The sequence below is a fragment of the Streptomyces sp. NPDC006733 genome, from assembly GCF_040636125.1.
GTDB lineage: Bacteria > Actinomycetota > Actinomycetes > Streptomycetales > Streptomycetaceae > Actinacidiphila.
This window is the reverse complement of the sequence record NZ_JBEYJD010000057.1, coordinates 20,192-41,328: the sequence shown is the minus strand read 5'-3', so window position 1 is coordinate 41,328 and position 21,137 is coordinate 20,192. Positions and strand designations below refer to the sequence as shown.

Here is a 21,137-nt window from a genome sequence, read left to right as displayed (position 1 = left end):
ATGCGGTCGCATCGTCCGGGCCCGTTCAGTCAAGCGGGGTCAGGCCTGGTCAGTTGGCCTTCCAGCGGGGCTTGCGGTCGATCGAGCCGGTGCCGGTCTGGCCGGGGCGGCTGTCACGGCGCTCGAAGGTGCGGCCCGCGGGGCGCTCGTCGCGGCGGTCGCGGTTGAACGGGCGGTCACCGGTGCGGTGGGCACCGCCGGTGGCCGGACGCTCGTCGCGGCGCTCGAAGGAGCGGCCGCCGGAGGCCGGACGGTCGCCGCCGGAGCGGAAGCCGCCACCGGTCGCCGGACGGTCGTCGCGACGGCCCTGGTAACCACCGGAGGCCGGGCGGTCGCCACCGGAGCGGAAGCCGCCCGAGGCGGGACGCTCGTCGCGACGGCCCTGGTAGCCACCGGTCGCCGGACGGTCGTCACGACGGCCCTGGTAACCACCCGAGGCCGGACGCTCGTCGCGGCGCTCGAAGGAACGGCCACCGGTCGGACGGTCGCCACCGGAGCGGAAGCCACCGGAGGACGGGCGGTCGTCACGACGGCCCTGGTAGCCACCGGACGCCGGACGGTCGCCGCCGGAGCGGAAGCCGCCCGAGGACGGACGGTCGTCACGACGGCCCTGGTAGCCACCGGAGGACGGACGCTCGTCACGACGGTCGCGGCCCTGGTAGCCACCGGAACCCTGACGGTCGTCACGACGGCCGTAGTTGCCCCGGTCGTCACGACGCTGCGGCTCGGGCTGGGCGGGGATGGCCGCGACGCGGGCCGCCTCGGCGGCGACGGCCTCGGCGAGCTCCAGCGCCTTGGCGGCGACGGCCTCGTCCGGGTCCTCGCCGCGCTCGCGGGCGGAGCGCATGGTGAGGCGGTCGGCCTCCTCGCGCAGCTCCGTGGCCCGGCGCTGCAGCTTCTCCAGCTCGCGGGTCATCTCGGCGACCTCACGCTCGGCCTGGGCCGCGGCGTTCTGGACGGAGTCGGCCTGGACGTCGGTCATCGAGCGGGCGCCGGTGATCGTGGCGACCTCCTCGTCGAAGACGCCCGAGCCACCGATGATGTGGCGCGAGGCGTCGACGCCCGCGTCCTCCATCAGACGGAAGATGGTCTTGCGCTGGTGCGGAAGCGCCAGCGACACGACCGTGCCGGACTCACCGGCGCGGGCGGTACGGCCCGAGCGGTGCAGGTAGTCCTTGTGGTCGGCGGCCGGGTCGACGTTCAGCACCAGGCCGATGCCGTCCACGTGGATACCGCGCGCGGCCACGTCGGTCGCGACGAGGACGTTGACGAGACCGCCCTTGAAGTCCTCCAGCACGCGGGTACGCGCGCCCTGGGTCATACCGCCGTGCAGCGCGTCGGCCTTGACGCCCGACTCGATGAGCTGCTCGGCGACGCGGTCGGCGCCCATCTGGGTGCGGACGAAGATGATCGTGCGGCCCTTGCGGGCGGCAATGGCGGCCGTGACCGGCGCCTTGTCCTTCGGCTTCACGACGAGCACGTGGTGGGTCATCGTGGTGACCGCGCCCTGCGCCGCGTCGACCTCGTGCGTGACCGGGTTCTTCAGGTAGCGCTTCACCAGGGAGTCGATCTCGTTCTCCAGCGTGGCGGAGAAGAGCAGACGCTGGCCGCCGACCGGGACCTGGTCGAGGATCTCGGTGACCTCGGGCAGGAAGCCCATGTCGGCCATCTGGTCGGCCTCGTCGAGGACCGCGATCTGGATCTTGTCGAGCGAAGCGGCGCCACGGTTCATCAGGTCGCGCAGCCGGCCCGGGGTGGCGACGAGGATGTCGACACCGCGCTCCAGCGCGTAGATCTGGTTGGACATCGAGGTACCGCCGCAGACGACCTTCATCTTGAGGCCGAGAACGTCGCCGTACGGCTGCAGCGCGTCGGCGACCTGCATGGCGAGCTCACGGGTCGGCGTCAGGATGATGCCGCGCGGGCGCTTCTTCTCGGTGTGGCCGCCGGCGAGCAGCGTCAGCAGCGGGAGGCCGAAGGAGAGCGTCTTGCCGGAGCCGGTGCGGCCGCGGCCGAGGATGTCCTTGCCGTCCAGGGCGTCCGGGATGGTCGCGGCCTGGATCGGGAACGGCTTGGTGACGCCGTTCTGCGCGAGCTTGCGGACGATGGCCTCGGCGAGACCGAGCTCACCGAAGGTGACGCCCGTGTACTCCTCTTCCTCGGCCTCTTCGGCCTCGGCCACGATCTCCGTGTCGACGGCGTCCGTGTCCACGGCGTCCGTGTCGGTGTCCACGCTGTCCGTGGCGTCCACTGCCTCGGTGGAGGGGGTGGTGTCGGCGGTGGTGTCGGCCTGGACGGCGTCGGTCTCGGCGGACTCGACGGCGGTCGTCCCGGCCGTGGTGTCGATCGTGGTGTCGTCAGTCACGGAGTCGTCCGTGGACATGGCGGTACGGTCGGCGGTGTTAATGGGCATGCTAAAGCTGAACCTCTCGGAGACTCGGCACGCGCCAGCTCCGGGGTTCGCATACAACCGCCTCAATGCGGTCAGCAGCCTGGAGAAAAGGAACGCGCCACGCGGCGCTCTTCGGATTCGGCGCCGGGCATTAGGATCAAACGATCTACCAGCATACGCATCTCCGGCCCGCTTGACCAATCGAGCTCAGGTCGGGCCGGGAGCACGCTGCTGGCCTCCTACTTTACACCGGATACGGCGGATTCGCCGGTCCCGGGCCGTGATGCCGGTTACACCCGGAGCACGGACTGCCCGGCGGGCGCCGGGCGTTCACCCGGCGCAGCGGGCGATCACGCGGCGGGCGCCGACTCCGCGGGCGACTCCGGCGGCGACGGCGGCGGGGTCGTGACCGGCGCCGGGGGCTCGGTCGTCGCCGGAACCGTGGCGGACGGCGCCGGGCTGGTCGCCGGGGCGGAGGGGGCGGTCCCGCCCGGTCCCGCGGTCGGCTTGCCCGCGCCCGGGGACGGCGTCGGCTTCACGGCCGCCGGCGCGCCGCCCAGCGGCGGCACCCCGCTGGCGGAGGCGGACGCGGACGGGGAACCGTTCGGCTTGGCCTTGTGCCCTCCGGTTGTCGGCCTGCCGCCGTCCGGCCGCGTTCCGTCCGGTCCGGCGTCGACCCGCGGCGACGGCGAGGCTCCCTGCGGCCGCGGGTCGTCCCGCGAGTCCCCGGTGCTCATGCAGCCGGCCGTCAGCAGGACGGCCGTGGCGGCGAGTAGGGCTCCGACGGTCCGCGCGGCGGCGCGGGATGAGGAAGGGGGCACGTGCATGCACCTCGGGGAGTCAGGACGCTGCGGGCAGGATCTCTGGTGCCCAACGCCCGCGCGGCCCCCCAGGACACGCCCCACCCGTCACGTCATCCGCCCGCCGGGTTCCGCGCGCGCCCCCTCGCCCGCCCGGAGCCGCCCGCTCCCGGCCGCTCCCGATCCGCCCCTCCGCTCGTCCCTCCGCCGCGTCAGCCCGGTCAGCCCGGTCAGCCCGGCCCGCCCGACCCGTCCGCCCGACCCGCCCGGCCCGTCACCCGTAGCCGAGCGCGTGCAGCCGCTCGTCGTCGATGCCGAAGTGGTGGGCGATCTCGTGCACGACCGTCACCTCGGTCTCCGCGACGACGTCCTCCCGGTTGTCGCACATCCGCAGCGTCGGACCCCGGTAGATGGTGATCCGGTCCGGCAGGACGCCGGCGTACCACTCGCCCCGCTCGGTCAGGGGTGTCCCCTCGTAGAGGCCGAGCAGATCGGGGTCCTTGGGGTCGGGTTCGTCCTCGACGAATACGGCGACGTTGTCCATCAGCCGTGTCAGCTCGGCGGGAATCCGGTCGAGCGCTTCGCCGACCAGTTCCTCGAACTCCTCGCGCGTCATCTCCAGCACCCGCCCATTGTCGGTCATGGACGGTCGTTTTCCCGGCGCGCGGCACCACTTCCGGACGGCCCTTCCGGACGGCCGCCCCGCCGCCCCCGCGCCGCTCCCGCACCACCCCCGCGCCGCGCCGGGGCCCGCCCCCGGCCCGCCCCCGCGACCGGCGGGTAAACCGTTTTGGCGATACCCGGCGGCATCCCATATGCTTCTCACGTCCCCGACGGCGCCGAGAAGCGCTCGAGGCGGGCCAATTAGCCCTCATCGTCTAGTGGCCCAGGACGCCGCCCTTTCAAGGCGGTAGCACGGGTTCGAATCCCGTTGGGGGTACGCTTTACCGTGTGTGAGACTCGTCTTACACATAGCTAGGTCCTGTGGAGCAGTTTGGAGTGCTCGCCACCCTGTCAAGGTGGAGGCCGCGGGTTCAAATCCCGTCAGGACCGCTGCGGCTGGGTAGCTCAGTTGGTACGAGCGACCGCCTGAAAAGCGGTAGGTCGCCGGTTCGACCCCGGCCCCAGCCACCGCACGACGAAGGCCCCGTCTCCGGACGGGGCCTTCGTCGTTCCCCCGCCGCCCCCGGACCGGTGTCCGATGCGTCACACTCCCCCGCCCCGGGCCGGCGCCCGGCACCCCCGCGGATAGACCCGGATTCAACGACTTTCGCCTGTTCACTCCACCCCGCCCCCGCCTGCGTCCGGTCGAGTCCGGCTCGTGGACGCTCGTAGCGCGGCGAAATGATTCGCCGACTCTTCGGGCCGGGTGCGATCCTGGAGGCCGTATGTCTACGCAGCCTGCTTCCGCCTCCAGTGCCGCCGGCCGGCCCGGCCCCGCGACCCTCTCCGACCTCGGATCCCGTCTCTCCGCCCTGTCGCTCCGCGACGAGGTGCGGCTCGGCCGCCGTCTCGAAGGCGCCCGCCGGATCCGCAAGACCGAAGCCCGCGCGGCGGTGCTGGCGGAGATCGCCGGCCAGATCGAGCAGGGCGAAGCGCGGGTGGAGCGCCGGCGCGCCGCCGTGCCCAGGATCAGCTATCCCGAGCAGCTGCCGGTCAGCCAGAAGAAGGACGAGATCCTGGCGGCCGTCCGCGACCACCAGGTCGTGATCGTCGCCGGGGAGACCGGCTCCGGCAAGACCACCCAGATCCCCAAGATCTGCCTGGAGCTGGGGCGCGGCGTGCGCGGCCTCATCGGGCACACCCAGCCCCGCCGGATCGCGGCCCGCACCGTCGCGGACCGGGTCGCGGAGGAGCTGGACACCCCGCTCGGCGAGGCCGTCGGCTGGAAGGTCCGCTTCACCGACCAGGTCGGCGACCGCACGCTGGTCAAGCTGATGACCGACGGCATCATGCTCGCGGAGATCCAGACCGACCGCGAGCTGCTCCAGTACGACACGATCATCATCGACGAGGCGCACGAGCGCAGCCTCAACATCGACTTCATCCTGGGCTACCTCGCCCAGCTGCTCCCCCGGCGCCCCGACCTCAAGGTGATCATCACCTCGGCCACCATCGACCCCGCGCGCTTCTCCCGGCACTTCGGGGACGCGCCGGTCGTCGAGGTGAGCGGGCGGACGTTCCCAGTGGAGGTCCGCTACCGTCCGCTGCTCGCCGAAGAGGGCGACGACGAGGACCGCGACCAGGTCACCGCGATCTGCGAGGCGGCGGAGGAACTGCAGCGCGAGGGTCCGGGCGACATCCTGGTCTTCCTCTCCGGCGAGCGGGAGATCCGCGACACCGCGGACGCGCTCACCAAGCTGAACCTGCGCTCCACCGAGGTGCTGCCGCTGTACGCGCGGCTCTCCTCCGCCGAGCAGCACCGTGTATTCCAGAAGCACGCCGGGCGCCGCATCGTGCTGGCCACGAACGTCGCCGAGACGTCGCTGACCGTGCCCGGCATCCGGTACGTCATCGACCCCGGCAACGCCCGCATCTCCCGCTACAGCCACCGCACCAAGGTCCAGCGGCTGCCGATCGAGGCGATCTCGCAGGCCAGCGCCAACCAGCGCAAGGGCCGTTGCGGGCGTACCTCGGACGGCATCTGCGTGCGGCTGTATTCCGAGGAGGACTTCGAGTCCCGCCCGGAGTTCACCGACGCGGAGATCCTCCGGACCAACCTGGCGTCCGTCATCCTCCAGATGACGGCGGCCGGCCTCGGCGACATCGCGAAGTTCCCCTTCATCGATCCGCCGGACAGCCGCCACATCAAGGACGGCGTCCAGCTCCTGGAGGAGCTCGGCGCGCTCGATCCGAAGGAGAAGGACCACCAGAAGCGGCTGACGCCGCTGGGCCGCAAGCTGGCGCAGCTGCCCGTCGACCCCCGGCTCGCCAGGATGGTGCTGGAGGCCGACCGCAACGGCTGTGTCCGCGAGGTCATGGTGATCGCGGCGGCGCTGTCGATCCAGGACCCGCGCGAGCGGCCCGCGGAGAAGAAGCAGCAGTCGGACGAGAAGCACCGCCGGTTCGCCGACGAGACCAGCGACTTCCTGGCGTACCTGAACCTGTGGCGCTACGTGCGCGAGCAGCAGCGGGAGCTGTCGTCCTCGGCGTTCCGCCGGATGTGCCGCTCGGAGTTCCTGAACTACCTGCGGATCCGCGAGTGGCAGGACATCTACAGCCAGCTGCGCTCGGTCGCCAAGACCATGGGCATCCACCTGGAGGAGAAGGAGAGCGACGCGGCTCCCGACTCCCAGCGGCTGCACTCGTCGCTGCTGGCCGGGTTGCTGTCGCACCTGGGTCTGAAGGACACCGACAAGAACGAGTACCTGGGCGCCCGCAGCGCCAAGTTCGCGATCTTCCCCGGCTCTGCGCTCTTCAAGAAGCCGCCGCGCTGGATCATGTCGGCCGAGCTGGTGGAGACCTCGCGGCTGTGGGCGCGGGTCAACGCGAAGATCGAGCCGGAGTGGGTCGAGCCGCTGGCGCAGCACCTGGTGAAGCGCACGTACAGCGAGCCGCACTGGGAGAAGGACCAGGCCGCGGTGATGGCGTTCGAGCGGGTGACGCTCTACGGCGTGCCGATTGTCGCGCAGCGCAAGGTGAATTACGGACGGATCGACGCAGAGGTCTCACGGGATCTGTTCATCCGCAACGCGCTCGTCGAGGGCGACTGGCGTACCCACCACCAGTTCTTCCAGGACAACCGCAAGCTGCTCGGTGAGGTGGAGGAGCTCGAACACCGGGCCCGCCGCCGGGACATCATGGTCGACGACGAGACGCTCTTCGACTTCTACGACCAAAAGCTGCCACAAGACATCGTATCCGGCGCCCACTTCGACTCCTGGTGGAAGCAGAAACGCCGGGACGAACCCGAACTGCTCAACTTCGAGCAGTCGATGCTGATCAACGAGGCCGCCCAGACCGTCACCAAGGACGACTACCCGGACTCGTGGCGCCAGGGGCGGCTCAAGTTCAAGGTGACGTACCAGTTCGAGCCGGGCGCGGACGCGGACGGCGTGACCGTCCACATCCCGCTCCAGGTGCTCAACCAGGTCACCCCCGAGGGCTTCGACTGGCAGATCCCGGGCCTGCGCGAAGAGGTCGTCACCGAGCTGATCCGCTCGCTCCCCAAGCCGATCCGCCGGCACTACGTCCCCGCGCCGAACTACGCGAAGGCGTTCCTCGACCGGGTGGTGCCCGTCCAGGAGCCGCTGCCCGACACGCTCGCCCGCGAGCTGCAGCGGATGGTCGGCGTCCGGATGGACGTGGAGGACTTCGACCTCGGCAGGGTGCCCGACCACCTCAAGATCACCTTCCGGGTGACCGACGAGCGCGGCCGCAAGCTCGCCGAGGACAAGGACCTGGAGGCGCTCACGCTGCGGCTCAAGCCGAAGACGCGCGAGGTGATCTCCAAGGCCGCCGACGCCATCGGCATCGAGCAGCGCACCGGCCTCACCCAGTGGACCGTCGGGAGCCTGCCGCGCACCTTCGAGACCCGGCGCGGCGGCCAGCCCGTGAAGGCGTACCCCGCGCTGGTCGACGAGGGCGCGAGCGTCGCCGTGCGGCTTTTCGACACCGAGGCCGAGCAGAGCGCCGCGATGTGGCGCGGCACCCGGCGGCTGATCCTGCTCAACATCGCCACGAACCCGGCGAAGTTCGCCCAGGGCCGGCTGAACAACGAGGCCAAGCTGGCGCTCTCGCGCAATCCGCACGGCAGCATCCAGGCGCTCTTCGACGACTGCGTGACCGCCGCCGCCGACCAGCTGATCGCCGACCACGGCGGCCCGGCGTGGGACGAGGAGTCGTTCCGCAAGCTCTTCGACAAGGTCCGCACGGACCTGGTCGACGTGACGGTGAAGACCGTGAGCCGGGTCCAGCAGGTGCTGGCCGCCTGGCAGGCCTGTGAGCGCCGCCTGAAGGCCACCACGAGCCTCGTCCTCATCGCCAACCTCCAGGACGTCAAGGAGCAGCTGGCGGCCCTCGTGCCGGCCGGCTTCGTCACGGCCACCGGGCTGCGGCGGCTGCCGGACCTGATGCGGTACCTGGTGGCGGTCGACCGCCGGCTCCAGCAGATGCCCACCAACGTCCAGCGGGACACCATGCGCATGGAGAAGGTGCTGGAGATCCAGCGTGAGTACGCGGAGCTGCTGGCGTCGCGGCCGGCCGGGCGCCCGGTTCCGGACAAGGTTCGGGACATTCGCTGGATGATCGAGGAGCTGCGCGTCAGCTACTTCGCGCACGCGCTGGGCACCTCGCAGCCCGTCTCCGACAAGCGCATCTTCAAGGTGCTGGACGAGGCCTGGGGCTGACGGGCCCGGCCGCGGGGACGGCCCCGCGGCCGGCCGGGGGGACGCTCCGCCGGGGGCCGGCGCCCGGCCGGTCCGCGGGTCCGGGGCCGCACCGGACCCGTGGACCGGCGGTGCCGCCGAACGGGTTCGACCCCACCCCCTGACCTGCTGTACAGTCTCACTCGCAGCGCAGGAAGGTTCGGCGCCGCAAAGCTTGGTCCTGTGGAGCAGTTTGGAGTGCTCGCCACCCTGTCAAGGTGGAGGCCGCGGGTTCAAATCCCGTCAGGACCGCACAATCGAAAGGCCCGGATCCCTGGTGGATCCGGGCCTTTCGCGTTGCCGCCGGCCCCTGCCGCCCCGCCACCACCACGACTCCCGCTCCGACCCCGTCCGGCCCTCCGTCCGCCCCTGTGCGCCGTCTTGACGGCTCCGGGCGGCCGCCGGTACGCCTTGCGGTATGACGTCGACTCCCAGGCACGAGACGAGGGCGCTGCTCCGCGCCCACCTGGCGGCCGCGTCGGGGACCAGGCACCTCACCCGACACTGCGTCACCTGCCACCGCCTGCTGCGCCTTGCCCTCCTGAGACCCGATCCCCCATTACCGCAAGGATCTGAGCAGCCACAAGACCCGTGCATGTGACGGGCGTCACCCAAAGATTTCCAAGACGTGGGGAACTCGACCCCCTTCCGGGGGGTGTCAATTTAATATGTGCAATTGCACCCGTGCCCGAGTTGCCCGCGATGCGCACCGGACGGCATCGACAGGTCCGCGCAAGATGCCCACAAGACTCCACAGCTCACCCCACACAGACGCTCGCGCGACGCCGGCGGGCCGCCACCGCAACTGCCCCCGAAAGCCCCGCAACGTTCCGCAACGCCCCCTCAGCGCCCCGTGAACGCCTCCTCACGGGCCCCTGGGGGCACAAAAAAGATCGCATCGGACCCGGCGGAGTCCGATGCGATCTTCAGTGTCCTGGTGGCGTCCCCGATGGGGGCAGGGAGCCCGTGGAGCGGGTGGAGCAGGTGACGTATGGGGTGGGGGCCCCAAAAGTCGGCCCTAAAGGGCATGTAAGGGCTTGTCAGGCCTCGCTGCGCTGCTGCGGAATGCCCGCCAGCAGTGCGCGGACCTCCGCCTCGCGGTAGCGGCGGTGCCCGCCGAGCGTGCGGATGGACGTGAGCTTCCCAGCCTTGGCCCACCGTGTGACCGTCTTCGGGTCCACGCGGAACATCGTGGCGACCTCAGCGGGGGTCAGCAGCGGCTCGGCATCAGGGGTGCGAGCGGTCATGAGCGGCCTCCTCGAGAGAACCGAACCAGCGCGGTTCTACCTCTAAATTCTGCACCTTGACCCGTGTTGCCCGAAATGGCGGACGCGGGCCGAGTCGGTAATAGGACGAACGGCTTGTCCTCGGCACTACAACTACACCATCCGTCCAGCCTCGTCGGCCAAACCGATGGAATTGCCCTCTCAGGGGTTCAAGCTCTACGGAAGCCGATGGACCATGCCATAACGGACAGTCACTCCGGAGTGACGATCAGTCACAGCTGGATCACCAGCCCCATCCCCACCCTCAAGATATGCAATACCGGACAACCCTCTCATTGCTGGACGGAACCAGCTCTTCCAGGACTCGTTGTCCCATATTGGCACGACTGGTGGGCATGTCCGCAAGAGTCCCCTTACGTGCTCTCCGTCACGCTTGAGCCAATGGCCCGGATCGGGACCATCGTCCCGGCACCCTCCGGGATCGCTTCGGGATCGCTCCACCGGCGTGTCGGCAGCCCGTCGGTGGCACGGCGCCGGCAGGGCGCCAACGCGTCGGCAGCCGCCCGGAACGAGCCGCTGGGATCAGCCGCCGGAATCAGCCGCCGGGGTCAGCTCGCGAACTGCAGTTCGCGGATGGTCCGCCAGCGCTCGGTGAGGCGCTCGTACGCCTCGGAGGCCGCGGCCCCCGAGCCGTCCTTGAGCGCGGCGAGGCCCTCGGCCACGTCGGCGGCCGAGCGGTCCTCCGCGAGGTCCGCCTCGGGGATGGCGTGCACCAGGCCGCCGTAGTCCAGCTCGACGAGGGAGCGCGGGTGGAACTCCTCCAGCCAGCGGCCCACGTCGATCAGGCCGTCGATCAGCGGGCCCTCCTCCAGGGCGTCCTTGAGCACCCGCAGCCCGCGCGCCACCCGGCGGCGGGCCTGCACCATCGGCGTCCGGTACCGCATCAGCGGCTCCTTGGCCTCGTCGATCCCGGCCGGCTCGTACTCGCGCTCGTCGTCGCCGAACAGGGCGAACCAGCGCATCGGCACGTGCCAGGTCGCGGAGCGGATCCAGGGCCGGGCGTCCGGGTTGCGCTCCCGCCACGCCTCGTGGTCCGCCTCGGCCTGGGCGCGCACCACAGCGGGCAGCACCGCGTCCAGCAGGACCTCGGGAAGTTCCTCGGCGAGGGCGTCCAGCGCCAGCCAGCCGCGCAGCCGGGTACGCCAGGGGCAGATGTGCGTCACGCCGTTGACGACGGCCACGAACGCGTCGCGGCTCTCGTGCACGGGGACGGCCACCGGCGGGACCGGCAGCAGGTCGGCGAGCGACTGCCGCAACTCGTCCTGTGCGGTCCGCACCTCGCCCGCGGCCGCGTAGCGGTTCCAGTGGGTGCGTTCGGGGTCGGGGAACGCCGCCAGCGGCTCGTAGACCCGCAGATACGCCGCGTACGGGACCAGCACCGACGACAAGCCCACACCCGCTCCCTCGTGACCGGCTCTCAACCGCATCGTCCCACGCTCCGGCCCGCGGCGGGGGTGATCCACAGCACTGTCCGCGAGCGGCTTGTTCCCTCCCCGCGGACCGATGCGTTCCGGCCGGGCGGACCGACTCGTTCCACGGGTCGTGGCCCGCCGCCGGCGACCCGAACAGGACGTACGGTGCGCAGCGGAGGCCGTTCGCGATCAACCGGTCCGGCCCTACGGCCGTGCGGGTCGCCTGCGGGCAATACGCTTGCGCCAACCGGCCCTCCCCACCCGTACGGAGGGCAACCTCTGGACTGCAGGAGTCACCACCGTGACCGACGTTCTTCAGACTTCCAGCGTCGTCTCCAAACTGTTCCGGTCGGAACAGGGCGGACACGAGCAAGTCGTCTTCTGCCAGGACCGTTCCAGCGGCCTCAAGGCCGTCATCGCGCTCCACTCCACCGCCCTGGGCCCGGCCCTCGGCGGTACCCGCTTCTACGACTACGCGACCGACGAAGAGGCCGCGCTCGACGCCCTCAACCTCTCCCGCGGCATGTCGTACAAGAACGCTCTGGCCGGTCTGGACCACGGTGGCGGCAAGGCCGTGATCATCGGTGACCCGGAGACGATCAAGAGCGAAGAACTGCTGCTCGCCTACGGTCGCTTCGTGGCTTCGCTCGGCGGTCGTTACGTCACCGCCTGCGACGTCGGCACCTACGTGGCCGACATGGACGTCGTCGCCCGCGAGAACCGCTGGACGACCGGCCGCTCCCCCGAGAACGGCGGCGCGGGCGACTCCTCCGTGCTCACCGCCTTCGGCGTCTTCCAGGGCATGCGCGCCGCCGCCCGCAGCCAGTGGGGCGAGCCGACGCTGCGCGGCCGCCGGGTCGGCATCGCCGGCGTCGGCAAGGTCGGCCACCACCTGGTGGAGCACCTGATCGAGGACGGTGCCGAGGTCGTGATCACCGACGTCCGCGCCGAGGCCGTCGACAGGATCCGCGCCCGCCACCCGCAGATCAGCGCCGTCTCCGACGCCGATGTCCTGATCCGCACCCCGCTCGACGTCTACGCGCCCTGCGCGCTGGGCGGCGCGCTGAACGACGAGACCGTGCCGGCCCTCACCGCCACCATCGTGTGCGGCGCGGCCAACAACCAGCTCGCCCACCCGGGCGTCGAGAAGGACCTCGCCGACCGCGGGATCCTCTACGCGCCCGACTACGTGGTGAACGCCGGTGGCGTGATCCAGGTCGCGGATGAGCTGCACGGCTTCGACTTCGACCGGGCCAAGGCCAAGGCGACCAAGATTTTTGACACGACCGCCGCCATTTTCGACCGGGCGCGGACCGACGGCATCCCGCCGGCCGCCGCCGCGGACCGGCTGGCCGAGCAGCGCATCGCCGACCGCACCCCGGCCGCCGACTGGCTGCGTCCCGAGGCAGGCTGAATCCAGCCACTTCTCCACTGGTCACCCGCCGCTCACCTGCTGTGCGGCGGGTGGCCGCCTGTCCGGGGCAGGCGCCCTCCGCGGACGAGTCGATCTTCCGCGGGGCCGCCCGGCGGTCCACCCGCCGACGCCCTGGGTGACCGAACGCACGAAGCGATAGCAAGTTCGCGCTAGAACCGGGTAAAATCACGGCTGACCAGCCAGGACAGGGCCCTCATCGGCTCCCGCTCCGACGCGCGTCGTGCGGGCGACGTACCGTGCGGCTCCGGAAGCAGGTACCGTTGAAGCCCTACGGACCGGTCTCTCAACTGAGGGACCGCTCCGATTCATGAACGCGTGTCAAGACTCGGGGCCATCGAGCCCCGCCGTTGAGGGGGTCGAGCCATGGGGCGCGGCCGGGCCAAGGCCAAGCAGACGAAGGTCGCCCGCCAGCTGAAGTACAACAGCGGCGGAACAGATCTCACACGTCTGGCCGACGAGCTGGGCGCATCGTCACCACTTCCGGTACTTCCGCCGGAGCCTGTTGTGGACGATGACGACGAGAACGACGACGACGATCCGTACGCACAGTACGCGAGTCGTTACAACGATGACGACGAGGACGAGGACTCCGAACCCTCGCCGCAACGTCGCCACTCTTGACGCTGCACTTCTACAGACCCGGTCCGGGGCCCGCCCCGGACCGGGTTTCGTCGTGGCCCACGGCGCCCGGAGCCGGTCCGAAGGACTGACCCCGGGAGCCCGCCCCGTCGGCTACTTCGCGTAGTCCCCGGTCAGGGTCACGGCTTCGGCGTGGTCACCGCGTTCGACGACCTCGCCGCTCACCCATGCCTCGACGCCGCGGTCGGCGAGTGTGGCCAGCGCCACGTCCACCGACTCCTGCGGCACGACCGCGATCATGCCGACGCCCATGTTCAGCGTCTTCTCCAACTCCAGCCGCTCCACACCGCCGAGTTCACCGACGGTGGTGAAGACCGGGTCCGGCCGCCAGGTCGAACGGTCGACGGTGGCGTGCAGGTGGTCCGGGATCACGCGGCCCAGGTTGTTGGCCAGGCCGCCGCCGGTGATGTGCGAGAACGCGTGCACCGGGGCGAGCCGGGTGAGCGCCAGGCAGTCCAGCGAGTAGATCTTGGTCGGCTCCAGCAGCTCCTCGCCGAGGGTCCGGCCGAACTCCGGAACGTCCCGGTCCAGCTCCCAGCCGGCCCGGTCGAAGAAGACGTGGCGCACCAGCGAGTACCCGTTGGAGTGAAGTCCGGAGGACTCGATCGCGATCACCGCGTCACCCGAACGGATACGATCCGCGCCCAGCACCTGGTCGGCCTCGACCACGCCGGTGCCGGCGCCCGCGACGTCGAAGTCGTCCGGGCCCAGCAGCCCCGGGTGCTCGGCGGTCTCGCCGCCGACCAGCGCGCAGCCGGCCAGGACACACCCCTCAGCGATGCCCTTGACGATCGCCGCGACGCGCTCTGGGAAGACCTTGCCGACGCAGATGTAGTCGGTCATGAAGAGCGGCTCGGCGCCGCACACGACCAGGTCGTCCACGACCATGCCGACGAGGTCGTGGCCGATCGTGTCGTAGACGCCCATCTTGCGGGCGATGTCGACCTTGGTGCCGACGCCGTCCGTGGCGGAGGCGAGCAGCGGCCGCTCGTAGCGCTTGAGGGCGGAGGCGTCGAAGAGCCCGGCGAACCCGCCGAGGCCGCCGACGACCTCGGGCCGGCTGGCCTTCCTGACCCATTCCTTCATCAGGTCAACGGCGCGGTCGCCCGCTTCGATGTCCACGCCGGCGGAGGCGTAACTGGCGCCGGTATTCTCAGGCATGGCTGGGAACCTTCACGTCGTCGAATAGGTGCGGGGCGATCACCGGGGCGGCGATCAGGGAGCCGGGTGCACGCTCGGGGGTAATGCCTTCAGAGTGCCCGATGGGAGACGGCTAGGGACGGCGCAGCGCGTCGGCGGCGTCCGCGCCACCGGCCAGCTCGGTCTCCAGGAGCTGCTTGCCGAGCAGCTCGGGGTCGGGCAGGTCCATCGGGTAGACACCGTCGAAGCACGCGCGGCACAGGTTCGGCTTCGCGATCGTGGTCGCCTCGACCATGGCGTCCAGCGAGATGTACGCGAGCGAGTCCGCCCCCAGCGACTTGCCGATCTCCTCGACGGACATGCCGTTGGCGATCAGCTCGGCGCGGGTCGCGAAGTCGATGCCGAAGAAGCACGGCCACTTGACCGGCGGCGACGAGATCCGGATGTGGACCTCGGCGGCCCCCGCCTCACGGAGCATCCGCACCAGGGCGCGCTGCGTGTTGCCGCGGACGATCGAGTCGTCCACGACGATCAGCCGCTTGCCGCGGATGACGTCCTTGAGCGGGTTCAGCTTGAGCCGGATACCCAGCTGCCGGATGGTCTGCGACGGCTGGATGAACGTCCGGCCGACGTACGAGTTCTTGACCAGGCCGGTGCCGTACGGGATCCCGCTCGCCTCGGCGTAGCCGACGGCGGCCGGCGTGCCGGACTCCGGAGTCGGTATCACCAGATCGGCTTCGACGGGGGCCTCGGCGGCCAGCTTGCGGCCCATCTCGACGCGGGACAGGTAGACGTTCCGCCCCGCGATGTCGGTGTCGGGGCGCGCCAGGTACACGTACTCGAAGATGCAGCCCTTGGGCTTGGCCTCCGCGAAACGCGTGGTCCGCAGGCCGTTCTCGTCGATCGCGATCAGCTCGCCGGGCTCGATCTCCCGGACGAAGCTGGCACCGCAGATGTCGAGGGCCGCGGACTCGGACGCGACGACCCAGCCGCGCTCCAGCCGCCCCAGCACCAGCGGGCGGATGCCCTGCGGGTCACGCGCCGCGTACAGCGTGTGCTCGTCCATGAAGACGAGGCTGAAAGCGCCCTTGACCTGGGGCAGCACCTTGCCGGCGGCGAGTTCGACGGAGAGCGGCTTGCCGTCCTCGTCGACCTGGCCGGCCAGCAGCGCCGTCACCAGATCGGTGTCGTTGGTAGCGGCCACCCGCGTGGCCCGGCCATTGCCCTGGGGCAGGTCGGCGACCAGCTCGGCGAGTTCCGCCGTGTTGACCAGGTTGCCGTTGTGACCGAGCGCGATCGACCCGTTGGCGGTGGCACGGAACGTGGGCTGGGCGTTCTCCCACACCGAGGCACCGGTGGTCGAGTAGCGGGCGTGACCGACGGCGATATGGCCGGTCAGAGAGCCGAGAGAGGTCTCGTCGAAGACCTGGGAGACAAGTCCCATGTCCTTGAAGACCAGGATCTGGGAGCCGTTGCTCACAGCGATGCCCGCGGACTCCTGTCCGCGGTGCTGCAGGGCGTACAGACCGAAATAGGTGAGCTTGGAGACCTCTTCGCCGGGGGCCCAGACACCGAAGACGCCGCAAGCGTCCTGGGGGCCCTTCTCGCCGGGGAGCAGGTCGTGGTTGAGTCGTCCATCACCACGAGGCACACCACGAGTCTAGGGCAGATTCGACCCGCGTCCGAACGGGGGACGCACCACGGACCCCGTGATCACGGGTGTGACCGGGGGTGTCTCACCGCAGGTGAGGCGAGGATCACGTGCTTTGCGCCCGCAGGGCGGACAGGGTGTGAGCGGACGGCTACGGGCAGGTCGGCCCAGCGCGGGGAGATTCAGCCCAGGACGGGGAGGTAGGGCCCGAGATCGGCCCGCTCGCCGCTCGCGGAGACGGCGGCGGCCTCGAGGGCGTCCCTCCACTCCAGCCGGCCGGTGGCGAGCCGGATCCACGTCATGGGATCGGTCTCGACGACGTTCGGCGGCGTCCCCCGGGTGTGCCGGGGGCCCTCCACGCACTGGACGGCCGCGTAGGGCGGGATCCGCACCTCGACGGAGTTCCCGGGCGCCTTGACTGCCAGCGCGTCGGCCAGCAGCCGGGTGACGGCCGCGACGGCCTGCCGGTCGTGCGCCACCTCGACGCCGGTGGCGCGCGCGAGGTCGTCCCCGTGGACGACGAGCTCCACGAGCCGGGTGACGGTCATGTCCAGCGCCCGCATCGCCCCGAACACATGCGGAACAATCCGATCCGCCCGCACGGCCTCGTCCATCCACGGCTCCAGCCGCTCGGCGGCGGCGTCGATGGCCGCGACCGGATCCCCCATCCCGGCGGCGGTCTCCCGCGTCGAGGCGTCCAGCCGCTCCGCGATGGCGGCGGTGGACACCGCCCACACCGAAAGCCCGGTCACCGGCGGCACCGGATCCGGCTCCGCCTCCCCCAGCAGCACCCCGACCGCATCGATCTGCCGCACCACATGCGCCACCAGCAACCGCACATCCCACCCGGGCAACCCGGACGGCAACGCCAGCTGCTCAGCGGTAAGCGCCCGCACGACATCCCGCACGGCCCCCACCTCGGCAAGCAACGCGGCCCGCGTCCTGGCAGGGTCATAACTACGAGCACGGCGACCGGCAGACGTCATGGAGCCGAGCCTATGGGGCTCCCCCAGGGGAGCCCCATAGGGGAGGCGGCTCAGCCCTGGCGGGGGCGCTCGAAGGTCAGGAGCAGACCCTCGACGGCGCCGGGGCCTATGCGGCCCTTCACGTCGGCAGCGGTGATCGCCTTGAGCGCCCAGCCGTCACCGGCGTGCTTGTTGAGCGTCTTCTCCAGCTTGTCGCCGTCCAGCGCGTCCCCGATCAGCGATTCGCGGAACGAAACAACCTTGTACTCGAACATGGCCCAGCCCCTTGTACGTCCGTACGGTTTCCGTCGGCCGCCAGCCAACCACGCTCCCCTGGGGTTACGGGGCGGCGGCCGCCGATCCATCGGCCTTGAGGCGGTCGAGGAAGGCCGCGAGACGGTCGGGGGTGGTCCGGAGGACGACCCCGGGGTCGTCGCTCTCGCGGATGAGGACCGAGCCGGCGGCTGCCGCCAGCTCTACGCAGTTCTCGCCGCCCGCTCCCGAGAAGGAGGATTTCTGCCACTGCAACGATGAGGTCATGGCCGTCAGTCTGGCAGTTGCTGTGCAATCTGTCGGATGAACGAGATCGACTCCTTCGGGCCGAGGGACGCCTTCTCGCCAGCGTTGAAGAAAGCCCGATATTTGTCGAGTTGGGCTTCCGAGTCCAGGAAGTACCCGCCGAAGGGGCTGTCGATCTGCACGGTGTCGAGCTCGGCGACGATCCCGCCCGCATACAGCACGGTCTGCGTCGCTTCGATGAACGTCTCGTTGGTGAACGGGATGACCCGAACCGTCACCATTGGCCAGTGTGCGACCTCCAGAAGGTGCTCCAGCTGCGCACGCGTGATCTGCGCGCCGCCAAATCTCATGCGCAGTGCGGCTTCGTGAATGATCGCCTCGTACGCGGGCGGGGAGGCGCGCTGAAAGATCGCCTTGCGCCGCAAACGGTGTTCCGCTCGTACCGCCACTTCTGCTTCTGGCATCCGCGGAATGCCGCCGGCGAAAATGGCACGCGCGTACTCCTCGGTCTGGAAAAGCCCCGGCAGTGTGAGCGCCTGGAGCGACCGCAGGTACGTGGCGTGGTGTTCCAGTTCCGCTATGTCCAGGAAGCCCGGCGGCAGGACGCCCCGGTACTCGTCCCACCAGCCCTGACCGCGGTGTTCCGCGGCGATCGCGCAGAGCGCGTCGATCAGCGTCGCGTCGTCGCACGAGTAGAACGCGGCCAGGCGGCGGATCCGCTCCTCACTGATGCCGATGCGGCCGGATTCGATGTGCGAGATCTTCGCCTGGTCGTTGCCGAGCAGACCGGCTGATTCCCGCGCGGTCTTGCCCGCGCGGTCGCGCATCCTGCGGAGCTCGGTTCCGAGCCGCACCTGACGTGCGGTGGGGACGTCCCTTGCGGGCATGGCACCTGCCTCTCCAGTCGGCCAAGTCTCCCGCGCGGCCAAGTCGACCTGCCACCAGAACACTTGACCACTCGCCCAAAAACTTGCCACGGAGCATACATGCCCCCTACCGTCGGTGACGCAGCCATTACACGGCGCACGCTCGCAGCAAGACGGCAGCGCATCGCTACACCCATGCCTCCGGCACGGGTTGGGCGACAGGCCACCGCGTGGGGGCGTTACCCAGAACCGTTCGGAGAGCCGCATGAGTGCGAAGGTCGAACCCGACGACGCGTGGGACTACTCGCTCCAGATCCCGCCCGACCTGCGCGGCGCCGGCATCGCGCGCTGCACGCTCAGAGCGGTGCTCACGGCGTACGGGCTGGCGCCGATCATCGACGTGGCGCAGCTCGTCGCGGCCGAGCTCGTCGCGAACGCGCTGGAGCACTCCAGCGGGCCGGTGAGCATGCGGCTGCACTGGGGAGGAAGAAGGCTCCGGCTCGGGGTGTGGGACACCAGCCCCGAGAAGCCGGAGTTCCTGACCGTCACCGACGAGGCCGAACACGGGCGCGGGATGTGGCTCGTCACCGGGCTCGCGGCGGCGTGGGGGTTCCACCTGGTCGCAGAGGAGCCCTTCGGGCTCACCGGGAAACTCGTGTGGGCGGACATCGCGGCGGAGCCGTCCGCCGCGTGAACCGGGGGCCGGGGGACGGGGGTCGGGTGGTTGCGGTCCGTGCAGTGCGGAGTGGTGCTTCTGCGGCGCTGCGCACCTTGACCGGGCGGAGGGGAGGGCCCCGGCGCTGCGCGCCTGGCAGCGATCAGGTCCGCTGCGCGGCCCAGCCCGAAGCGGGCTGGGGCGCTGCGCTCCCCTGGCGAGGTCGGGGTGGTTCGACCGGGGTGCGCTGCGGGTGGGTGGGCGCGGCAGTGGGGCGGTCCGCTGCGCTTCCCTGGCCGTGGCCGGTGGAGCGGACGCTCGGACGATCAGCATGTGTGCGCGGAGCCTCGTCAGGTGGAGTTCTGTGCGTCCTTAGTGATCCACATCTGCCGCAAGGCCGCCTCATTGTTCCCACAGGGCCACGGACGTCACAACCGCCCCACCTTTCGGGACGAAGAGCAGCTCAAAGCTCCACCCCTCGCCCCCGTTGGCGAGCTCGTACGGGCGAACGTCATCGAAGATCGTGCGGCGGCCCGAGCGCGACCGGTACAACCTGGGAATCTGCTGCCCCGTGTGGGGACGTCGATTTCACCGGCTCCGGCGATTCTGGCTGGCGTACCGTGGCTGGTGCGACCCGAGGGACAGGAGCATGAGTACGCGGCCCGAGCACCCTCGTGGAGGGCTGACACCCAGGCCCGAGCGCACCCCCGACGCTCTGCGGGTCGCTCTCGCCCGCATCGCACCGCACCGGCTGGAAGAGATGGAGCGGCAGAAGAACGAAGCGTTCTCCATGGCCGCCCAGCACGACACGCTCGGACCCATCCGGATGTGGCTGCTGATCTGGTCCGGCGAGGTCGAGATCGAGCGGCGCCCTGACCTGTCCGAACGGCGGCGCAACGCGGAACGGGCAGCTCAGAACCTGTCTAAAGAAGATCCGGCCTGGCGTGCAGCCATGGACGAGATCGTCGCCGTGACCGATGAGGCCCGAGCGGCAGTAGCCGGATGAGTTGGTCCGGGGATACGACCCGAACGAAGAACACGTCATCAGTGGGGCGCCGCCCGCCCTGATTGCTGCTTCGGGGAAGCGCTCGGACGAGTTGATCCGTGGCACAACCCACCAAGGCGCCTCCCCCAAGGGTGAGAGCGTCCTCGTACCCGGCGGCATGTTCCTCTGCCAGATCATTCCTCGGCACCAACGCGTCTACATCCTGCAGATCACCTGCTGGTAGACCCGTCGGAACCCGGTTCCCTGAACCATTCCGTGCCCAGCAGGAGGCCGAAGAGGCGGGGCGGTAGGCGGGTCAGGAGGCGGAAGAGAGCTGATGCTCGGCCTTTGCCCGTTGCGACTTGGGATCGGTGGGCGGCCAGGGCTGCCTGTTTCTGGGGGGCGTAGCGGCGGACGTCGATGCGGTGGGTGATCTGCGCCGTCGGGGTGTAGGCCGCGCGCAGCGCTTCGGCGTCGTAGCCGGCCAGGCTCAGCAGGCGCGCCAGGCGCGCGATCGGCTCCCTCGGGCGCGTTGCCTCCAGGACGCGGGTGCCCGTCAGGCGGGCCGCCGCCGCGCCGACCTCGTGGACCTTCACGTGGTCGCGGTGGCCGTAGCCGCCCTGGGCGTCGTAGCTGAGGAGGAGGCCGGCGCGCTCCTCGCGGAGCAGCGCGGCGAGCTTCGCCGCCGCCTCGGCCGGGTCCGCGCGGGCGAAGCGGACGCGGTTCGGCGGGTCGGGGAAGAGGAGCGGGCCGTGGCCGCTGTCGGCGTAGCCGAGGTGCACCACGCGGGCCACGCCCAGCAGGGCGGCGCTCGCCCGCAGTTCGTCCAGGCGTCCGGAAGCGGCCCCGCCCATGCCGTCGCACGCGACGGCCACGACCACCCGGTGGCCCTCCGCGGCCAGCCGCGCCAGGGTGCCGCCGGTGAGGATGGCCTCGTCGTCCGGGTGGGCGTGGAAGGCGATGACCGTCGTCATCCTCGCAGGCCCCGGCTCCTCGGAAGAGAGCCGGGGCCCGTCATCGGGGACG

18 protein-coding genes and 4 tRNA genes are annotated in these 21,137 nt (G+C 70.6%); 10 read left to right on the top strand and 12 right to left on the bottom strand.

Annotated elements, in window-relative coordinates; translation table 11 throughout:
- Positions 1-49: 49 nt before the first annotated feature.
- The 3 genes from ABZ721_RS35360 to ABZ721_RS35350 all read right to left on the bottom strand — a co-directional run bounded on the left by ABZ721_RS35360 (position 50) and on the right by ABZ721_RS35350 (position 3,817).
- The gene (locus ABZ721_RS35360; protein ID WP_358792887.1) at positions 50-2,413 is read right to left on the bottom strand and encodes a DEAD/DEAH box helicase; all 2,364 of its coding nucleotides are present in this window, start codon (positions 2,411-2,413) and stop codon (positions 50-52) included.
- 329 nt (positions 2,414-2,742) lie between these two features.
- A complete protein-coding gene (locus ABZ721_RS35355) occupies positions 2,743-3,213 on the bottom strand; it encodes a hypothetical protein (RefSeq protein ID WP_358792886.1) in 471 nt (156 codons plus the stop codon).
- Between the two features lie 253 nt (positions 3,214-3,466).
- A complete protein-coding gene (locus ABZ721_RS35350) occupies positions 3,467-3,817 on the bottom strand; it encodes a metallopeptidase family protein (protein ID WP_358792894.1) in 351 nt (116 codons plus the stop codon).
- A 242-nt stretch (positions 3,818-4,059) separates the two neighbouring features.
- Here ABZ721_RS35350 and ABZ721_RS35345 point away from each other — a divergent pair.
- The 6 genes from ABZ721_RS35345 (at position 4,060) to ABZ721_RS35320 (ending at position 9,159) form a co-directional block, all read left to right on the top strand.
- Positions 4,060-4,132 (top strand) — tRNA-Glu (locus ABZ721_RS35345).
- A gap of 38 nt (positions 4,133-4,170) precedes the next feature.
- Positions 4,171-4,245 (top strand) — tRNA-Asp (locus tag ABZ721_RS35340).
- Positions 4,246-4,249: 4 nt separating this feature from the next.
- A tRNA-Phe gene (locus ABZ721_RS35335) sits at positions 4,250-4,323 on the top strand.
- A gap of 257 nt (positions 4,324-4,580) precedes the next feature.
- Positions 4,581-8,540, top strand: a complete 3,960-nt coding sequence (gene hrpA / locus ABZ721_RS35330; protein WP_358792885.1) for an ATP-dependent RNA helicase HrpA — start codon at positions 4,581-4,583, stop codon at positions 8,538-8,540.
- 195 nt (positions 8,541-8,735) lie between these two features.
- Positions 8,736-8,810: transfer RNA gene (locus ABZ721_RS35325), tRNA-Asp, on the top strand.
- 166 nt (positions 8,811-8,976) lie between these two features.
- Entirely contained in the window at positions 8,977-9,159 is a 183-nt protein-coding gene (locus ABZ721_RS35320) for a DUF6274 family protein (RefSeq protein ID WP_358792884.1), read from the top strand.
- Between the two features lie 439 nt (positions 9,160-9,598).
- On the opposite strand, the gene bldC is transcribed toward ABZ721_RS35320, so the two are convergent.
- Both bldC and ABZ721_RS35310 read right to left on the bottom strand, forming a co-directional pair.
- Positions 9,599-9,805 carry a developmental transcriptional regulator BldC gene (bldC, locus tag ABZ721_RS35315; RefSeq protein ID WP_003949541.1) on the bottom strand — a complete coding sequence of 69 codons (207 nt, stop codon included), beginning with the start codon at positions 9,803-9,805 and terminating at the stop codon, positions 9,599-9,601.
- 587 nt (positions 9,806-10,392) lie between these two features.
- On the bottom strand, positions 10,393-11,238 hold the full coding sequence (locus tag ABZ721_RS35310; protein WP_358792883.1) for a hypothetical protein: 846 nt from the start codon (positions 11,236-11,238) through the stop codon (positions 10,393-10,395).
- 319 nt (positions 11,239-11,557) lie between these two features.
- Between ABZ721_RS35310 and ABZ721_RS35305 the strand changes: the two genes are divergently transcribed.
- Positions 11,558-12,670 (top strand): Glu/Leu/Phe/Val dehydrogenase dimerization domain-containing protein, encoded by a 1,113-nt coding sequence (locus ABZ721_RS35305; RefSeq protein WP_358792882.1) that lies wholly within the window; start codon positions 11,558-11,560, stop codon positions 12,668-12,670.
- A gap of 384 nt (positions 12,671-13,054) precedes the next feature.
- Positions 13,055-13,312, top strand: a complete 258-nt coding sequence (locus ABZ721_RS35300) for a DUF3073 domain-containing protein (protein ID WP_358792881.1) — start codon at positions 13,055-13,057, stop codon at positions 13,310-13,312.
- A gap of 111 nt (positions 13,313-13,423) precedes the next feature.
- Here ABZ721_RS35300 and purM read toward each other — a convergent pair whose 3' ends face one another.
- The 6 genes from purM to ABZ721_RS35270 form a co-directional block, all read right to left on the bottom strand.
- Entirely contained in the window at positions 13,424-14,491 is a 1,068-nt protein-coding gene (gene purM, locus ABZ721_RS35295; protein WP_358792880.1) for a phosphoribosylformylglycinamidine cyclo-ligase, read from the bottom strand.
- A 112-nt stretch (positions 14,492-14,603) separates the two neighbouring features.
- A complete protein-coding gene (purF, locus tag ABZ721_RS35290) occupies positions 14,604-16,121 on the bottom strand; it encodes an amidophosphoribosyltransferase (RefSeq protein WP_358792879.1) in 1,518 nt (505 codons plus the stop codon).
- A gap of 182 nt (positions 16,122-16,303) precedes the next feature.
- Positions 16,304-17,107 carry a sterol carrier family protein gene (locus ABZ721_RS35285; RefSeq protein WP_358792878.1) on the bottom strand — a complete coding sequence of 268 codons (804 nt, stop codon included), beginning with the start codon at positions 17,105-17,107 and terminating at the stop codon, positions 16,304-16,306.
- 50 nt (positions 17,108-17,157) lie between these two features.
- A complete protein-coding gene (locus ABZ721_RS35280; RefSeq protein ID WP_269278912.1) occupies positions 17,158-17,361 on the bottom strand; it encodes a DUF4177 domain-containing protein in 204 nt (67 codons plus the stop codon).
- Positions 17,362-17,425: 64 nt separating this feature from the next.
- Positions 17,426-17,626 (bottom strand): DUF397 domain-containing protein, encoded by a 201-nt coding sequence (locus ABZ721_RS35275; protein WP_358792877.1) that lies wholly within the window; start codon positions 17,624-17,626, stop codon positions 17,426-17,428.
- Between the two features lie 5 nt (positions 17,627-17,631).
- A complete protein-coding gene (locus ABZ721_RS35270) occupies positions 17,632-18,492 on the bottom strand; it encodes a helix-turn-helix transcriptional regulator (RefSeq protein ID WP_358792876.1) in 861 nt (286 codons plus the stop codon).
- 244 nt (positions 18,493-18,736) lie between these two features.
- On the opposite strand from ABZ721_RS35270, the gene ABZ721_RS35265 reads away from it, so the two are divergent.
- Positions 18,737-19,165 (top strand): ATP-binding protein, encoded by a 429-nt coding sequence (locus ABZ721_RS35265; protein ID WP_358792875.1) that lies wholly within the window; start codon positions 18,737-18,739, stop codon positions 19,163-19,165.
- A gap of 610 nt (positions 19,166-19,775) precedes the next feature.
- Positions 19,776-20,132 carry a hypothetical protein gene (locus ABZ721_RS35260; protein WP_358792874.1) on the top strand — a complete coding sequence of 119 codons (357 nt, stop codon included), beginning with the start codon at positions 19,776-19,778 and terminating at the stop codon, positions 20,130-20,132.
- Between the two features lie 209 nt (positions 20,133-20,341).
- On the opposite strand, the gene ABZ721_RS35255 is transcribed toward ABZ721_RS35260, so the two are convergent.
- Complete coding sequence (locus ABZ721_RS35255; protein ID WP_358792873.1) at positions 20,342-21,085, bottom strand: PIG-L family deacetylase; 744 nt, start codon at positions 21,083-21,085, stop codon at positions 20,342-20,344.
- Positions 21,086-21,137 lie beyond the last annotated feature (52 nt).

Bases quoted from the DNA above. Each gene is read 5' to 3' on its own strand.
- ABZ721_RS35360 (WP_358792887.1), bottom strand. From the start codon at position 2,413: ATGCCCATTAACACCGCCGACCGTACCGCCATGTCCACGGACGACTCC.
- hrpA (WP_358792885.1), top strand. From the start codon at position 4,581: ATGTCTACGCAGCCTGCTTCCGCCTCCAGTGCCGCCGGCCGGCCCGGC.
- ABZ721_RS35320 (WP_358792884.1), top strand. From the start codon at position 8,977: ATGACGTCGACTCCCAGGCACGAGACGAGGGCGCTGCTCCGCGCCCAC.
- bldC (WP_003949541.1), bottom strand. From the start codon at position 9,805: ATGACCGCTCGCACCCCTGATGCCGAGCCGCTGCTGACCCCCGCTGAG.
- ABZ721_RS35300 (WP_358792881.1), top strand. From the start codon at position 13,055: ATGGGGCGCGGCCGGGCCAAGGCCAAGCAGACGAAGGTCGCCCGCCAG.
- purM (WP_358792880.1), bottom strand. From the start codon at position 14,491: ATGCCTGAGAATACCGGCGCCAGTTACGCCTCCGCCGGCGTGGACATC.
- ABZ721_RS35285 (WP_358792878.1), bottom strand. From the start codon at position 17,107: ATGACGTCTGCCGGTCGCCGTGCTCGTAGTTATGACCCTGCCAGGACG.
- ABZ721_RS35280 (WP_269278912.1), bottom strand. From the start codon at position 17,361: ATGTTCGAGTACAAGGTTGTTTCGTTCCGCGAATCGCTGATCGGGGAC.
- ABZ721_RS35275 (WP_358792877.1), bottom strand. From the start codon at position 17,626: ATGACCTCATCGTTGCAGTGGCAGAAATCCTCCTTCTCGGGAGCGGGC.
- ABZ721_RS35270 (WP_358792876.1), bottom strand. From the start codon at position 18,492: ATGCCCGCAAGGGACGTCCCCACCGCACGTCAGGTGCGGCTCGGAACC.
- ABZ721_RS35265 (WP_358792875.1), top strand. From the start codon at position 18,737: ATGAGTGCGAAGGTCGAACCCGACGACGCGTGGGACTACTCGCTCCAG.
- ABZ721_RS35260 (WP_358792874.1), top strand. From the start codon at position 19,776: ATGAGTACGCGGCCCGAGCACCCTCGTGGAGGGCTGACACCCAGGCCC.
- ABZ721_RS35255 (WP_358792873.1), bottom strand. From the start codon at position 21,085: ATGACGACGGTCATCGCCTTCCACGCCCACCCGGACGACGAGGCCATC.